Annotated in this window: 13 protein-coding genes; 7 read left to right on the top strand and 6 right to left on the bottom strand. The window is 64.6% G+C overall.

Annotated elements, in window-relative coordinates:
- Nucleotides 1-129: 129 nt before the first annotated feature.
- Entirely contained in the window at nt 130-393 is a 264-nt protein-coding gene (locus JQ580_RS02450; RefSeq protein ID WP_212278149.1) for a DUF7662 domain-containing protein, read from the bottom strand.
- Nucleotides 394-546: 153 nt separating this feature from the next.
- Here JQ580_RS02450 and JQ580_RS02445 point away from each other — a divergent pair, with 153 nt between their 5' ends.
- Nucleotides 547-2,043: a sensor domain-containing diguanylate cyclase gene (locus JQ580_RS02445; protein WP_212278148.1), complete on the top strand. Its 1,497-nt coding sequence runs from the start codon at nt 547-549 to the stop codon at nt 2,041-2,043.
- Between the two features lie 93 nt (nt 2,044-2,136).
- Here the strand turns inward: JQ580_RS02445 and JQ580_RS02440 are convergent, their stop codons facing one another.
- A complete protein-coding gene (locus JQ580_RS02440) occupies nt 2,137-3,012 on the bottom strand; it encodes a UTP--glucose-1-phosphate uridylyltransferase (protein WP_212278147.1) in 876 nt (291 codons plus the stop codon).
- A 218-nt stretch (nt 3,013-3,230) separates the two neighbouring features.
- Between JQ580_RS02440 and JQ580_RS02435 the strand changes: the two genes are divergently transcribed.
- Nucleotides 3,231-4,613, top strand: coding sequence for a lytic murein transglycosylase (locus tag JQ580_RS02435; RefSeq protein WP_409363194.1), 1,383 nt, complete (start codon nt 3,231-3,233; stop codon nt 4,611-4,613).
- On the opposite strand, the gene JQ580_RS02430 is transcribed toward JQ580_RS02435, so the two are convergent.
- Nucleotides 4,541-6,397 (bottom strand): peroxidase family protein, encoded by a 1,857-nt coding sequence (locus JQ580_RS02430; protein ID WP_212278145.1) that lies wholly within the window; start codon nt 6,395-6,397, stop codon nt 4,541-4,543. The genes JQ580_RS02435 and JQ580_RS02430 overlap by 73 nt on opposite strands.
- Before the next feature lie 283 nt (nt 6,398-6,680).
- Between JQ580_RS02430 and JQ580_RS02425 the strand changes: the two genes are divergently transcribed.
- Entirely contained in the window at nt 6,681-8,390 is a 1,710-nt protein-coding gene (locus tag JQ580_RS02425; protein WP_212278144.1) for an SGNH/GDSL hydrolase family protein, read from the top strand.
- A gap of 163 nt (nt 8,391-8,553) precedes the next feature.
- On the opposite strand, the gene JQ580_RS02420 is transcribed toward JQ580_RS02425, so the two are convergent.
- Together JQ580_RS02420 and JQ580_RS02415 are read right to left on the bottom strand one after the other, a co-directional pair.
- The gene (locus JQ580_RS02420; RefSeq protein ID WP_212278143.1) at nt 8,554-8,922 is read right to left on the bottom strand and encodes a CsbD family protein; all 369 of its coding nucleotides are present in this window, start codon (nt 8,920-8,922) and stop codon (nt 8,554-8,556) included.
- Between the two features lie 76 nt (nt 8,923-8,998).
- A complete protein-coding gene (locus tag JQ580_RS02415; RefSeq protein WP_212278142.1) occupies nt 8,999-9,736 on the bottom strand; it encodes an SDR family NAD(P)-dependent oxidoreductase in 738 nt (245 codons plus the stop codon).
- A 98-nt stretch (nt 9,737-9,834) separates the two neighbouring features.
- On the opposite strand from JQ580_RS02415, the gene JQ580_RS02410 reads away from it, so the two are divergent.
- The gene (locus JQ580_RS02410; protein ID WP_212278141.1) at nt 9,835-10,614 is read left to right on the top strand and encodes an SDR family NAD(P)-dependent oxidoreductase; all 780 of its coding nucleotides are present in this window, start codon (nt 9,835-9,837) and stop codon (nt 10,612-10,614) included.
- A 117-nt stretch (nt 10,615-10,731) separates the two neighbouring features.
- Complete coding sequence (locus JQ580_RS02405) at nt 10,732-11,619, top strand: TauD/TfdA dioxygenase family protein (RefSeq protein ID WP_212278140.1); 888 nt, start codon at nt 10,732-10,734, stop codon at nt 11,617-11,619.
- Between the two features lie 162 nt (nt 11,620-11,781).
- Here the strand turns inward: JQ580_RS02405 and JQ580_RS02400 are convergent, their stop codons facing one another.
- A complete protein-coding gene (locus tag JQ580_RS02400) occupies nt 11,782-12,426 on the bottom strand; it encodes a YqgE/AlgH family protein (RefSeq protein ID WP_212278139.1) in 645 nt (214 codons plus the stop codon).
- Nucleotides 12,427-12,568: 142 nt separating this feature from the next.
- On the opposite strand from JQ580_RS02400, the gene JQ580_RS02395 reads away from it, so the two are divergent.
- Together JQ580_RS02395 and JQ580_RS02390 are read left to right on the top strand one after the other, a co-directional pair.
- Complete coding sequence (locus JQ580_RS02395; protein WP_212278138.1) at nt 12,569-13,408, top strand: protein-disulfide reductase DsbD domain-containing protein; 840 nt, start codon at nt 12,569-12,571, stop codon at nt 13,406-13,408.
- 299 nt (nt 13,409-13,707) lie between these two features.
- Nucleotides 13,708-15,075, top strand: a complete 1,368-nt coding sequence (locus JQ580_RS02390; protein ID WP_212278137.1) for a flippase — start codon at nt 13,708-13,710, stop codon at nt 15,073-15,075.
- The last annotated feature ends 58 nt before the right edge of the window (nt 15,076-15,133 follow it).

Genomic DNA, 15,133 nt, shown 5'->3' with positions numbered 1-15,133 from the left:
CCGTGGGGTGGGCAAAGGCGCGCTTGCGCCGTGCCCACCATCTATCCAGCACAGCAACAGATCGTGGGCACGCTTCGCTTCGCCCACCCTACGATACTTACCCCGTGGGAGATGAACGAAAGCACGCCGCTACCGTCGCCCGTCCTTCTTCATCTTCGTGAATCGCACGGTCTGCCCGTCCGGCATCCGCGTAGCCTTGAAGCCTGCGGCGAGGCAGGCTTCGCGCTGGGGCATCTGAATGTCCGGACTGCGCGAGGTATCCCACCATGAGGCGCGGTTGGCCGCGCGCGGCAAGGCGGCGCCGATGATCTCCTCGATCTGCTCGAAACTCAGGACAAATTCGGCCTGCTTCTGCCGCAGCAGATAGTCCCGTAACGCGTCGTAGTCGTTCACATCAGTCCTCTCGTCCCAAGCCCGGTTTCGCTCGGTCTGCCTGCCCAATTCGATGAGCCGCGTAAACCGGTTCTTAACTCATTGCGGCAGCGCCGTCCTTCCTTAAACACTACTCAAGCTTTCGGGCGCATCCATCAGGATCGGGAGAAAGCGATGCTGTCTGGATGGCGCGAAGTCACGGCCCGCCGGCCGTGGCGGATTTCGGCGAAGCTGCTGATCATCTCGTCCGTGGTGACGGTGATCGGCTTTTCCGCCATTTGCGTCAACGTCATGCTCGACATGCGCCGGGGCGAGGAGGCGCTCGCCCGCCAGACGCTGGAGAACCTGGCGACGACCATCGAGTCCGACATCGGCCGCAATATCGAGATCTACGACCTTGCGCTGAAGGCGGTCGCCAGCAACATGCTGCTGCCCGAGCTTGCGACCGTGTCGAAGCCGATCCGTCACCTGATCCTGTTCGACCATGCCATGACCGCCCGGCATTTCGGCGCCATCCAGGTGTTCGATGCCGGGGGCAGGCTGACGATCGACGCCTCCACGCTCGATCCTGCACCGGAGAATCGGAGCGAGGAGGACTACTTCAAGGTCCATCGCGACAACCCCGGAGCCGGACTGTTCGTCAGTCGTCCCATGCTGTTTCGCGGCGCCTATTCGATCGTGCTGAGCCGGCGCATCAGCGACAGCGACGGCGGCTTTACAGGCGTCGTCGCCGGTTCGATCCGCTTCAGCTATTTCCACGAATTGTTCGACCGGCTGAACCTCGGCCCCGAAGACACCATCACCGTGCTCAACCGAGACCGCACCATCATGATGCGGCGGCCGTTCGATCTCGACGTGATCGGCAAGAACCTCGGTGCGCGCCTGGACTGGAAGGCGGACAATCTGCGCGTCGGCGGCGCCTATGCCGGCCAGGGCCCCGTCGACACGACCCCGAGGCTGTATGTTCGCAGCAGCGGCACCAGCCCGCTGTTTGTCGTTGCCGGCAAGCCCTTGAGCGCCGTGTTCGAGCTGTGGCGGAAGGAGGCTTACCGGATCGGTGCCGTGGTGGTGGCGCTCATCCTGTTCATGCTGGGATCGACGCTCGTGCTCGCGCGTGAGATCGGCCGCCGCGCCGAGGCCGAGCGCAAGCTCGAGGAGATGGCGACGACGGACGCGCTCACCGGCCTGCGAAACCGCCGCAAGTTCGATTCCGTCATCGACATCGAGTGGCGGCGCGCCATGCGCCAGAAGGCGCCGCTCGCGCTGTTGATGATCGATGCCGATCACTTCAAGGCGTACAACGACACGTTCGGCCATCAGGCCGGCGACCAGGTGCTGGTCGGCATCGCCATCTGCATTTCCGATTCGGTGAGCCGGGCCGGCGACTGCGCCGCGCGCTATGGCGGCGAGGAATTTGCCGTGCTGCTGCCGAACACGTCCGCCACCGACGCTTTCAAGGTCGCCGAGACGATCCGTGCCAAGGTGCAGGGCTGGTCCGACGACGAGGTGATTTCAACGGTATCCTGCGGCGTCGCCAGCCTCGTTCCCACCACCGGCATGGATTGGGCGATCCTGGTCGCCGCCGCCGACAAGGCACTCTACGCGGCGAAGGCCGGCGGACGGAATCAGTCGGTGGTCGCGAGCCTGCCGAAGCTGTCGCTGGTGGCGTGAGACACGCTCCTCACTGCGGTCGAGCGCGACGCAATCCGCAACAGCCCCGGTGCTGCCCCGCGAAGGCGGGGACGACAGCGGAATGTGTGGCCGCTACTGCCCCAGATATTTCTTCATCTCCGTGATCAGTCCGTCGCGCAGTTCCGGGCGCTTCAGGCCGTAGGCGATGTTGGCGCGGAGGAAGCCGGGCTTGGAGCCGCAATCATGGCGCTCGCCCTCGAACTCGACGCCGTAGAATTTCTGCGATTTGGCAAGCCCGATCATGGCGTCGGTCAGCTGGATCTCGCCGCCGGCGCCGCGCTCCTGGGTCTCGAGGATCTTGAAGATCTCGGGCTGGAGGATGTAGCGGCCCGTGATCGAGAGATTGGAGGGCGCGGTGCCCTTGGCCGGCTTCTCGACCATGCCGTCGACCTCGAACATCTTGCCGTTGCGCTTGCCGACGCCGCAGATGCCGTATTGATGGGTGAGATGGTCGGGCACCGGCTCGACCGCGACCAGGTTGGATTTCTCGCCGAGCGTCGAGGCCATATCCATCATCTGCTTCAGGCAGCCGGGCGAGTTGAGCACGAGCTCGTCGGGCAGCACGACGGCGAACGGCTCGTTGCCGACGATGTCGCGCGCGCACCAGACCGCGTGACCGAGGCCGAGCGGCGCCTGCTGGCGGGTGAAGCTGACGGCGCCGGCTTCCGGCTGGTTCTGCGCCAGGACGTCCTGCTCGGCCTTCTTGCCGCGCGCGGCCAGCGTGGCGTCGAGCTCGTACATCCGGTCGAAATGGTCTTCGATGACACTTTTGTTGCGGCCGGTGACGAAGATGAAGTGCTCGATGCCGGCCTCGCGCGCCTCGTCATAGACGTACTGGATCAGCGGCTTGTCGACGATGGTCAGCATTTCCTTCGGCATCGCCTTGGTGGCGGGCAGGACACGGGTGCCGAGGCCGGCGACGGGGAATACGGCTTTGCGAATTTTCATGTGATCGTTTCGAATACCTGGGGGCACATGGAACGGGATGGGAACAGAGCAATGGCTCCTTGCTAGCCTGTTTGCAGCCGTCAACAAAGGCGGATGTGGGGCCTCGTCCGCCCAGAGTTAAGAAAAAGGCCGCCGCCAGAATTTCACTTTTGTTAAGCTATTGGCAACCGTAGCCAGGCCTCCTGATGGCGGATTGTGACGGCGATGGGTGAGACATGATGCGAGCGGCGGCAAGGCAGGCTAGGCGGGCGGTCACCGTGACCGGCGCTGCGACGATCGCGGCGGCTTTGCTGCTGCCCGTCAGCGCACAGGCCCAGGCGCAGAACGGGCTGTCCAACCTGTTCGGCGGCATCTTCTCCGGTGCGAATCCGGCGCCTTCGCAGGCCCCGCCCGGTCCCGGCGGCGCCCTCCCCTGGAGCGGCGAGGACGGCGCTTCCGGCCATCCGCTGATGACGGCCGCGGCGATCCGCGAGGCGGCCTCCAATTTCAGCAATTGCGTCGCCGGGATGTGGCCCGATGCCGCGCGGCGCGGCGTCACGCAGGAGAATTTTCAGCGCTTCACGGCCGGGCTTTCGCCTGATCTGCGCATCATGGACCTCATGGACTCGCAGCCGGAGTTCACCAAGTCGATCTGGGACTATCTCGACATCCTCGTGAACGAAAACCGCCTCGCCAAGGGCCGCGAGGTGCTCGCCAAATACAAGGCGCAGTTCGACGCCACCGAGAAGGCCACCGGCGTCGACCGCACCATCATCGCCTCGATCTGGGGCATCGAGTCCAATTACTCGACGCAGATGGGCGACCGCAGCGTGCTGCAATCGACCGCCACGCTGGCCTGCATCGGGCGGCGACAGGCCTATTTCAAGGACGAGTTCCTCTCAGCGCTGGAGATCCTCAACCGCGGCGACCTGAGGCCGGAGCAGATGCGCGGCTCGTGGGCCGGCGCCTTCGGCCCGACCCAGTTCATGCCGACCGCATTCAAACGCTTTGCCGTCGATGGCGATGGCGACGGCCGGCGCGACGTCGTCGACAATCCCACCGACCTGATTGCCTCGACCGCCAACAACCTCAAGAAGGACGGCTGGCAGGCCGGCCAGACCTGGGGCTTCGAGGTCGTGGTGCCCCAGGGCTTCAACTACATGCTGGCCGACCGCGCCAAGGCGATGCCGATCGCGCAATGGGAGAAGCTCGGGCTCAAGCGGGCGACCGGCCAGCCATTCCCGCATCCGGGAGAGAAAGCCTATCTGCTGGCGCCGGCCGGCGCGCAGGGGCCGGGCTTCCTGATGCTGCAGAATTACCGGGTCATCATGAAATATAACCCGGCCGAGGCCTACGCGCTGGCGATCGGCCATTTCGCCGACCGCCTGCGTGGAGGGCAGCCCTTCGTGCAGCCCTGGCCGCGGCAGGAACGCGAGCTGTCCCGCACCGAGCGGCTGGAGCTGCAGCAGCTGCTGGCCCAGCGCGGCTTCTACAAGGGCACCCCGGACGGCCAGTTCGGCGGCCAGACCCGGGAAGCCCTGCGCAATTTTCAGGCCTCGATCGGAGTGCCTGCAGACGGTTTTGCCTCCTCCGACGCCCTGGAACGGCTGCGCGGACGGTAAAATCGCCGCCGCGCCGGCTGCTCAGCTGCAACATAGTTCACGACGTCGGAGAGTTCGAACCTGGCTCCCGGGACCGACATGTCCTTCACCTTGGGCCGCCAGTTCGGGACCTGGACGAGATAGGACTGGCTGTCCGCGACCACGAGACCGATCAGGACCTCGGCGACGATACGGCCGCCAACGTCGCCCAGCCGGCTGCCGCCGAGCTTTGCCGTACGCTTCTTCTTGTCGTCATCCTCGAAGGCGGTCTTGACCTGATCGGTCAGCTCAGCCTCGCGCAAGATGTAGTACCAGAGCGGCGCATTCTCATGCAGCTGGGCGAAATTCGCCTTGAACATCTCGCGGCGTGCCTTCACCGCGGCTTCGTCCGTGAGGTTTCCCTCGTCGATCCAGAGTTGCTCGTCGGTCAGCGGCGTCAAACCCATGCGCCGCGCCACCGCCTGCCCGCTGGGCAAGCCCAGCGCTATCCCGCGTTGGAGATTCAGGCTCGGCAGCGACCTGCGATCGGGCCTTTCATTGCGCAGATCGGGCAAACTGGCGAGCGGGTCGACAAGCATCGAGTCGATCCGATAGGCCGGCTGCGGCCTGACGAAATTTCCGAACGGGAGCTCCTTCGTTGGTTTCGGCAAGTCGCTTTTCACATCGGGGAGGAAGAAGCTCCAGTCGACGCCCCATTCCGGCGGCAACGGTCGGAAGCCGTTCAGGCTCTGCACGTCGTCGCAGCTGAAGTTCGGCTTGAAGATGGCCAGCCGCTCCAGTGAATTCGTCTTTTGATGCGGTATCGCCGCGCTGAGCGAATAGCTCGGTCGGACCATGGAGTGACCGAACCGATAGGCCGCGACCGAGAATTCAACGGGCATGAACGGATAGCGCGCGGCTTCCGGCTTGTAGAACTGAATGTCCGGCTTGCCGCCATTGTAGACGGCATGGAACATCTTGTCCCCGACGATGCGCCGCACGAAGTCGTGCAACACCACCCATTGATAGTGCCACCGCACGATGCGCTGCGCCGTGTTGAAGGCCGCAAGCCCCGTGATGCCCGGGCGCTCGTTTCCCTTTGCAGTCGAGGGCTTGGCGAGATCGAGCATGATCCTGTTGTGAAAACGCTGCCACAGCACATGGATCTGCAGGACGATGTTGTTCTCGTCGTTCCGCTTGTCGCCGATGATGGCGCGGGGACAATCCTGGTGCGCATCTTCGACCTCGCCGCTCTCGTCGCGTGGCGCGCGCTGCACGTCAAAACGCTTCTTGCCTTTGAGGTAAGCGGGCGTCTTGTCGAAGCCCAGCTTGATGGTGAGATCCGGATTGTAGAGATAAGGCTGATCCGCCGGACCGCGCCCGTATATGGAATCGAGATCGAGCCGGGCCGTGCGGAAATCCTCGGTCGCGTTGGGATCATTATCGCGGTCGAGATCGGATGCGGGATCGAAGGTGATGTCGTGGTCGATGAACTGCCCGAAATAGGTATAGCCCGCCATGATCGCCGGATTTTCATCCACCGGCTCGGCCTTTTCGATCGGAGCGCCGAGATCGCCGGTCTTGATCATGGTGGCGGCGATCGCCTTCATGACCTCCTGCTCCTGAGACAGGGTGTCACCGAAACGGGCACGGGCGAGTTCGGGGAACATCCGGCCGAACCGGCCAAAACCTTCCGGATGGTAAGCCACCGCATCCAGACCGCGCTCGACACGTCCATGGCCTTGCGGCCGCTTCGCTTTGGCCTGTTCCGCTTGCTTATCGAGCAACTGCTCCGCTTGCGCACGCGACTTCGTCATGTCCTGCATGGCTAAGGCTCCACAAATCGACGTTGGTAGAAATGGAACAATTGCAATTACAGGAGGATTTTATATCGAAAATATCATTGAGGTTGTTGGATGGATCACAATTGGGGACGATCCGCGCCGCCCTGGCTCTTGGCCGGTAACCGTTCCTATCGCCGTCGCACGGCTTGGCCTTGACCCCCGGCCCCATCGCGCGATTTATGGTGATGGAATTTGCCTGTTTGCGGCCTGATTCCGGTATTATATGGGACTTGTTTCAGACCCCATTGCGTTGGCCCGAGATCGCATGTCGAAGCCCAAGTCCCTGTTCAGGGTGTTGACCGAGACCGGCCCGTTGATCGCGCTGGGGACGGCGCTTGCGATTCTGGTCTCGGTTGCGGGACCCGCCTCGGCGCAATTCTTCAATTTCCCTGGCTTCGGCGGCCCACCGCAGCGCCAGGCTCCGCCGCCACAGCGCGGCGGTGGAGGCGGCGGGTGGTTCGGCGGCGACTTCTTTGCGCCGTTCCAGCAGCAACAGCCGCAGGCGCCGCGCCAGGATTTTTCGCGTGCCCCCTCGCCCGCCAAACGCGACACCATTCCCGAGAAGAACGTGCTCGTGATCGGCGACGCCATGGCCGACTGGCTCGCTTACGGTCTCGAAGACGCCTACGCCGAGCAGCCCGACATGGGCGTGATCCGCAAACACAAGACCACGTCCGGCCTGATCAAGTACCAGCCGCGCGGCGAGCCCGCGGATTGGACGACCGCCGCAAGGGGCATCCTCGAGACCGAAAAGCCCGACGTGATTGTGGTCATGCTGGGCCTCAACGACCGCAGCGCGATCCGCGAGCCGGCCGCCGACAAGACGGACAAGGCCGCCGCAGACAAGGACAAGAAGAACGACAAGGGTGCGCGCGCCAAACAGCCGGCGAAGCCGGGGGACGCCAAGCCCGGCAACGACACCGCGGCCAAGCCGGACGACAAGCCTGCCGATGCCGATCTGCCGCAGGACGATGCCGACAATGCCGACACGCCGGCGGCCGCGCCGGAGAAGACCGCGCGCAATCCGAACGGCCTCTACGAATTCCGCGACGAGCGCTGGGTCGAGCTCTACGGCAAGAAGATCGAAGAACTCGCCGGCGTGCTCAAGAGCAAGGGCGTGCCGGTGCTCTGGGTCGGCCTGCCCGCGATCCGCGGTCCGAAGGGCACCGCGGACATGCTGTTCCTGGATTCGCTCTACCGGGAAGGCGCGGCCAAGGCCGGCATCACCTATGTCGATGTCTGGGACGGTTTCGTCGATGAGGCCGGCCGCTTCCTGCAGAAGGGCCCCGACTTCGAAGGTCAGATCCGCCAGCTCCGCAGCGGCGACGGCGTCTTCTTCACCAAGCCCGGCGCGCGCAAACTCGCGCACTATGTCGAGCGCGAGATCACGCGCCTGCTGGCAGGACGCTCCGGTCCGATCGCGCTGCCGAGCGAGCCGGCGACGCCGGACACCAGCGCCGAGCCCGGCAAGCCCGCGCCGCGGCCGCTGGCCGGGCCGATCGTGCCCTTGGTAGCAGCCTCGATCTCGACCGATCAATTGCTGGGTGGCCCGGGCTCGCGTCCCGCCGCCGTCGATGCGCTGGCCGCAAAGACGATGGTGAAGGGCGAGCCGCTGGCGGCTCCGGCCGGCCGTGCCGACGATTACGCCTGGCCGCGCCGGGAAGTGGGCCGCGAGCAGGCCAAGGGCGATACGCCTGTGGCCGCGACGACCCCTGACGGTGGTGCGGCTTCCCCCGCGCCGGGCGCAGCCGCGACGATCGCGCCACAAAAACTCGCGCCGAAAAAGCCACCCGTGGTGCAGCAGCCGGCGCAGGCCCAACCATCGATGCGTGATTTCTTCGGCTTCGGCTCGCCGCAGCCCGCGCCTGCGCCCCGTCAACTGACGCCTGCGCCGCGCAACCCGAATCCAGCCTCAAATCCAGGCCTTCCGCGTCCGCCGGGTAGCGTAGGGCGCTCGGCCGAAATGTTCCGGTAAGCGAAGGTCCGCGTCATGGACGCCTCGCAGCACCCCTGGTGATGCGAGGCAGTGTCGGACCCGGCTCTCTCACCACATTCGCAAAGAATCGGCCCCGGCTCCGCAAAGCGGCGTTTTGCGCCGCTTTGCGACCGGGGCACGAAAGACGTTGCCTAATTCAGGCCTAGTAGCGCCAGCGCGGCGGCGAGCGGCGAACCGGCCGCGACATCAGCAGCGCGAGCGCGAAGCCGATGCCACCGGCGACCATCAGTGCGCCGAGCGGATTGTCCTTCACCTTCTGGGAAATCGCCTGCGAGCCGTCACGGAAAGTATCGCCGCTGTTCTCATAGGCGTCCTTGGCGTAGCTGGCCGCAGTGTCCGTGGCGTCGCGCACGGCGTCCTTGGCCTGCCCGTAGAGATTCTGAACGGTGCCCGCGGCTTCCCGCGCCTTGCCCGATGCCTGCGTCTTGGAATCGCCAGCGATGTCTCCGATCGCGCTTTCCGCCTTACCTGCGTAGTCCTTTGCCGCTCCAACAATACGATCCGTATCCATGCTGCTCCTCCTCGGGTGTCAGCCGAAGTAACCGATCAGGTGCGGCGCGGTTCCACGCGACATCAAAAGTGTAGCCCTATAAAATCAGCCCACCATCGACGACCAGCGTCTGTCCGACGATGTAGGACGACAGCGGCGAGGCCAGGAACAGGGCCGCGCCCGCCATATCGGCCGGCGTGCCCAATCGCCGCAGGGGAATGCGCGCGAGCGCGCCTTCGAGCCGCTTGGGATTGTCGGTCGTCACCTTCGTCATCTTGGTGTCGACGAGCCCCGGCGCGATGCCGTTGACGCGGATGCCGTCTTCCGCCCAGGCCTCGCCCAGCGTCCGCGTCAATCCGACCGCACCGGTCTTCGAGGCGTTATAGGCGGGATTGCCCATGGTGGAATGATAGGCCGCGGTCGAGGACACCATGATCAGCGAACCCATCGCATCCCGCAACATGGAATGAAACCGCGTCGCGCAAGCCATCAGGCTCATGAGGTTGACCTCGACCACCTTGCGAAAACCGCTCATCTCGAATTCACCGCGGCGATAGAGCACCGCGCCCTGCGCCAGCACGAGCACGTCGAGCCGGTCGAAGGACGGCTTGAACGCCTCGATCGCAGCGGGGTTGCTGACGTCGAGCTGCGCATAGGCGAGACCGCTGAGATCGGAGCCTTCTTCAACTGAATATTCCGTCGCGTGAGCGCGCGTGCCGCAAACGGCGACAGCTGCGCCCCTCGTGCGAAATGCCTGCGCGATGCCGTTGCCGATCCCGCTCGAACCGCCGACCACCAGCACCTGCCTGCCTGAGAAATCGAGCTCGTTCGCCATTGCGGCCTCTCCCTTTGTCTTGCTTGTTTGACCTGTCTGCGGATCGATGCCAGCCTTGTCAATCATAACAAGAACAAGCGGGCTACCGAGGAAACAGCATGTCCGAGTTCAAGCAGCTCAGCCGGTCCGTCAAGGGCCTGACCGTTCTCGTCACCGGCGCCGCCAGCGGCATGGGGCGCGCCACCGCGCGGGTATTCGCCGCGGAGGGCGCCAACGTTGCCGTCACCGACCATGACGAGCAAGGCGCGCTCACCGTCGCGGAGCAGATCGCAGCAAGCGGCGGTACGGCAAAAGCCTGGACGCTCGATGTCGCCGACGGTGGCGAGATCAAGCGCGTGGTGAATGATGCCGCGGCACATTTCGGCGGGCTCGACATTGTCGTCAACAATGCAGGCATTTCCGTGCGCGTCGCGATCGACGACGACACTTATGAGGATTCCTGGGCCAAGGGCATTGCCGTGATGCTGACGGCGCATCCGCGCATCATCCGCGCCGCGCTGCCTTACCTGCGCAAATCGAATTGCCCGCGCATCGTCAACATCGCCTCGACCGAGGCGCTCGGCGCCACCGCATTGCACAGCCCCTATTCCGCTGCGAAGGGCGGCGTTGCGAGCCTCACCCGCTCGCTCGCCGTCGAACTCGGCCGCGAGGGCATCACCGTCAACTGCATCTGCCCGGGTCCGATCCGCACCGCCATCACCGACCGCATCTCGGAAGAGCACAAGACGACCTATGCCAGACGCCGCACCGCACTCGGCCGCTACGGCGATCCCGAGGAGGTCGCGCATATGACGCTGAGCCTGTGCCTGCCGGCGGCCTCGTTCCTTACCGGCGCGGTGATCCCGGTCGACGGCGGGTTGATGGCGCGGAATGCGTAGCATGGGAGCGTAGCCCGGTCAGCCATGCGCGGCGAGCGTTGACAAGTACGAGCGCGGGAGTAGTTTTTTCGTCGACAGAGCGGGACCAACCGCTCGCGGCACGCGGGAGAAAACGTCATGACGATCGCCATCCGGCAGCTTCAGAAGCATTTTGTCGGCGAGGTTTCCGGCCTCGATTTGCGAAAGCCCCTCACCGAGGCCGAGGCGCGCGAGGTCGAGGCCGCGATGGACACATACGCGGTGCTTGTTTTCCACGACCAGGACATCACCGACGAGCAGCAGATGGCCTTCGCGCTGAACTTCGGTCAGCGTGAGGATGCCCGTGGCGGCAACATCACCAAGGCCAGCGAATACCGCCTCAGTTCGGGCTTGAACGATGTCTCCAACCTCGGCAAGGACGGCAAGCCGCTGCCGAAGGACAGCCGCGCCAATCTGTTCAATCTCGGCAATTGCCTGTGGCACTCCGACAGCTCGTTCCGGCCGATCCCTGCAAAATTCTCGCTGCTGTCGGCGCGCGTGGTGAACCCGAAGGGCGGCAACACCGAATTCGCCGACATGCGCGCCGCCTATGATGCGCTCGACGACGAGACCAAGGCGGAGATCGATGACCTCGTCTGCGAGCACTCGCTGATGTATTCGCGGGGATCGCTCGGCTTCACCGAATACACCGACGAAGAGAAGGAGATGTTCAAGCCGGTGCTGCAGCGGCTGGTGCGGACGCACCCCGTGCATCGCCGCAAGTCGCTGTATCTCTCATCCCATGCCGGCAAGATCGTCGGCATGAGCGTGCCCGAGGGCCGGCTGCTGCTGCGCGACCTCAACGAGCACGCGACGCAGCCAGAGTTCGTCTACGTCCACAAATGGAAGCTGCATGACCTCGTGATGTGGGACAACCGCCAGACCATGCACCGCGTCCGCCGCTACGACCAATCGCAGCCCCGCGACATGCGCCGTGCCACGGTAGCAGGGACGGAGCCGACGGTGCAGCAGCAGGCGGCGGAGTAGCCGGGGACAGGCTCCTCTGCAACCGGTCATCGCCCGGCTCGACCGGGCGATCCAGTAATCTGAGACGGTGTTGATTGTGTCGATCGGCTGCAGCCTACTGGATGCCCCGGTCAAGCCGGGGCATGACAGCGGTGGGTGCGGCGAAGACCGCCGCAGCCAACGCTACGCGTGCCCGGCCTCGTTCGAGAGCATGCCGGGATCGATGCCGATCTTGCGCAGGGCGCGTCCGTACTTGTCGTCGACGTCGTCACCGAAGATCAGATCCGCGTCCGCATCGCAGTGCAGCCAGCCGTTGCTCTGGATCTCGGTCTCGAGCTGGCCTGGCGCCCAGCCGGCATAGCCAAGCGCGAGGATGGCATGCTTGGGACCCGAGCCGTTGGCGATCGCGCGCAGGATATCGACCGTCGCCGTGAGACAGACACCGTCGTCGATCCGCAGCGTCGCGTTTTCGATATAGAAGTCGCTTGAATGGAGCACGAAGCCGCGGCCGGTATCGACGGGGCCGCCGCGCAGCACTTTCATGCTTTCGGCATTCTCAGGCAGCCTGATGTGCTCGCCCTTCTTGATGATGCCGAGCTGCTGCAACAGCTCGGGAAAATCAATGCTGCCGGCCGGATGGTTCACGATGATACCCATCGCCCCCTCCGCCGAATGGGCGCAGAGATAGATGACCGAACGTTCGAAGCGGGAGTCGCCCATGACGGGCATTGCGATCAGCAGCCGGCCGTCGAGATAACCGGCTGAACTGGGCAGCGCGGGCCCCTCGCCGCGGGTGCTTTCGCCCGTTCTTTTGCCTGTGGGAGCCATCGGTGAAGCACTCCGGTTTCAATTCCTATCCTGATGTCGGGCCGGGCTGCTGTCAAATCAAGGCTTGCAGGGGCGCGATTCAGATGGCTCCATCACAAGCAATTCAATGGTTTGCCCAGGGGTGACCCTGTAAAGACGTATCATGCTCACAAGAGTTCCCCTGCGTGCGGCGATTGGCGTCGCGACAACCCTGCTTGCGTCGTCGCTTGCCATCGCAGCTCGCGCCGATGACGCTTCGCCTTGGCAGCGCGACGGACATTCCGCGGTGCGATTGCTCGCGGGATCGCGCAGCGGCGCAGTCCTGCTCGGCGGTATTGCATTCCAGATCCAGCCAGGGTGGAAAACCTACTGGCGCATGCCCGGCGATTCCGGCGTCCCACCGCGGTTCGACTTCTCCAAATCGGACAACGTCGAGGCAGTGACGGTGATGTGGCCTGCACCGCAGAAATTCGACGACGGCGCCGGCGGTCATTCGATCGGCTATCACGACCAGATCGTGCTGCCCCTGCGCATCGTCGCCAAGGCGGCCGACAAGCCGGTGACGCTGCGCGCCGAAATCAATTATGCGGTGTGCGAAAAACTCTGCATTCCGGTCGAGGCCAGCGTCGAGCTCGGCTTCAACAGCGTTGCCTCGACCGAGGACGCGAATTTGCGTGCAGCACTCGACACGGTGCCCAAGCCCGCCAATATCGGCGATCCCAATCCGCTCACCATCCGCGACGTCAAGCGCGACGGGCCCAAGACCGTGCTGGTGGACGTCGTTGTGCCCGACAGCGGCAATGTCAATTTATACGTGGAAGGACCCACGCCCGATTGGGCACTGCCGATTCCGGAGCCGGTCAAGGACAGCCCGGCTGGCGTGAAGCGTTTCTCGTTCGAGCTTGACGGGCTGCCGCCGGGCGCCAAGCCCGATGGCGCCGCGCTAAAATTCACGCTGGTCGGGCCCGAGAAGTCGTACGAGTTCAATACGAATCTGGAGTGAGAGCGAGCCGTCGTTCCCGTGACTGTCAGGACGACGGCGAGTGAGTTGCGCTGCTGGTGCCTCACATTCAGCTGTCGTCCCGGGGCGCGCAAAGCGCGAGCCCGGGACCCATAGCCACCGGCCGCGGTTTGGCGAAGACTCGCGGTTACCAGCATGCGTTACGACTTCTCCTTGGGGTTATGGATCCCCGCCTTCGCGGGAGGACCCACTGAGTGTGGCGCGGCATTGCCGGCCCACCCAACCGAATCTTAACGAATGGTTGCTAATTCCCGAGTTGCCGCTGCCTGGGGATATTAGAATTGGCCGTGATGGATGCAGAACCCGCAACGCCCGGACCGGCCGCGCTGATCGCGCGGCTGCGGGCCAGGCTGACGGGCGGCTCGAGCGAGGCGTCACTGACGCGGCGACTGGCCGGCACAATCTTCATTATCCGCGTCATCAGCGCAGGCCTTGCCTATGTCTCGCAGGTGCTGCTGGCGCGCTGGATGGGCACGTCCGACTACGGCATCTATGTCTATGTCTGGACCTGGGTGCTGCTGCTCGGCAGCATGATGGATTTCGGCATCTCGGCCTCGGCGCAGAAAATCATTCCGGAATATCGCGCCAGCGGCGAGCAGGCGTTGCTGCGCGGCTTTCTCTCCGGCAGCCGCTGGCTGACTTTTGCGGTGTCGACACTGGTCTCGCTCGCCCTTGCCGGCATCGTCAGGCTGCTGTCGCTTTGGATCGACCCGGCCGAGGAGCTCCCGCTCTATATCGGCTGCATGACCCTGCCCGCCTTCGTCGTTGCCAACACCCAGGACGGCATCGCGCGCTCGCATGACTGGATGCAGCTCGGCCTGATGCCACAATTCATCATCCGCCAGGGACTGATCATCGGCATCACGGGCGCTGCCTTCCTGCTCGGCTACCATCTCGGCGCGGTCGCGGCGATGGTTGCGAGCGCCGGCGCGGTCTGGATCGCGATGTCCGGGCAGATGGTGGTGCTGAACCGCAAGCTCGCCAACCATATCGAGCCCGGTCCCAAGACCTATGACATCGGCGGCTGGCTCGCCGTCTCGCTGCCGATCCTGCTGGTCGAGAGCTTCTACCTGCTGCTGTCCTACACCGACGTGCTCGTGCTGCAGCAATTCCGCCCCTCCGACGAGGTCGGCGTCTACTTCGCGGTGGTGAAGACGCTGGCGCTGGTCTCGTTCATCCACTACGCGATGTCGGCGACCACGGCGCACCGCTTTGCCGAATACAACGCAAGCGGCGACAAGGCCCGGCTGTCGGCCTATGTCGCGCACGCCATCAACTGGACGTTCTGGCCGTCGCTGGCCGCGACCATCGTGCTGCTCGCGCTCGGCAAGCCGCTGCTCTGGCTGTTCGGGCCGCAATTCGTGACCGGCTACGACATCATGTTCGTCGCCGCGATCGGACTCGTGGTGCGCTCCGCGATCGGGCCGGTCGAGCGGCTGCTCAACATGCTCGGCCAGCAGAAGATCTGCGCGCTCGCTTATGCACTGGCCTTCGTCATGAACCTCGTGCTCTGCATCGCCCTGGTGCCGCGCTACGGCGGCCACGGTGCGGCGGCCGCGACCTCGATCTCGCTCAGCTTCGAGACGGTGCTCTTGTTCTGGATCGTGCGGCGGCGGCTTGGGCTGCACGTGCTGGCGTTTGGCAAATAGGCAAGTCGGATCGGCCCTTGCTTGTCCCCTTGGGGGAACGACTGTTTTGCAGCGCGCC

The sequence above is a fragment of the Bradyrhizobium sp. SZCCT0148 genome, assembly GCF_018129985.1.
Taxonomy (GTDB): Bacteria; Pseudomonadota; Alphaproteobacteria; order Rhizobiales; family Xanthobacteraceae; genus Bradyrhizobium; species Bradyrhizobium japonicum_H.
This window is presented reverse-complemented; position numbering and strand designations above follow the sequence as displayed.

What these genes read in the sequence shown, in the direction of transcription:
- JQ580_RS02395 (WP_212278138.1), top strand. Translation starts at nt 12,569, where the DNA reads ATGCTCACAAGAGTTCCCCTGCGTGCGGCGATTGGCGTCGCGACAACC.
- JQ580_RS02410 (WP_212278141.1), top strand. Translation starts at nt 9,835, where the DNA reads ATGTCCGAGTTCAAGCAGCTCAGCCGGTCCGTCAAGGGCCTGACCGTT.
- JQ580_RS02430 (WP_212278145.1), bottom strand. Translation starts at nt 6,397, where the DNA reads ATGCAGGACATGACGAAGTCGCGTGCGCAAGCGGAGCAGTTGCTCGAT.
- JQ580_RS02435 (WP_409363194.1), top strand. Translation starts at nt 3,231, where the DNA reads ATGCGAGCGGCGGCAAGGCAGGCTAGGCGGGCGGTCACCGTGACCGGC.
- JQ580_RS02440 (WP_212278147.1), bottom strand. Translation starts at nt 3,012, where the DNA reads ATGAAAATTCGCAAAGCCGTATTCCCCGTCGCCGGCCTCGGCACCCGT.
- JQ580_RS02400 (WP_212278139.1), bottom strand. Translation starts at nt 12,426, where the DNA reads ATGGCTCCCACAGGCAAAAGAACGGGCGAAAGCACCCGCGGCGAGGGG.
- JQ580_RS02415 (WP_212278142.1), bottom strand. Translation starts at nt 9,736, where the DNA reads ATGGCGAACGAGCTCGATTTCTCAGGCAGGCAGGTGCTGGTGGTCGGC.
- JQ580_RS02420 (WP_212278143.1), bottom strand. Translation starts at nt 8,922, where the DNA reads ATGGATACGGATCGTATTGTTGGAGCGGCAAAGGACTACGCAGGTAAG.
- JQ580_RS02425 (WP_212278144.1), top strand. Translation starts at nt 6,681, where the DNA reads ATGTCGAAGCCCAAGTCCCTGTTCAGGGTGTTGACCGAGACCGGCCCG.
- JQ580_RS02445 (WP_212278148.1), top strand. Translation starts at nt 547, where the DNA reads ATGCTGTCTGGATGGCGCGAAGTCACGGCCCGCCGGCCGTGGCGGATT.
- JQ580_RS02405 (WP_212278140.1), top strand. Translation starts at nt 10,732, where the DNA reads ATGACGATCGCCATCCGGCAGCTTCAGAAGCATTTTGTCGGCGAGGTT.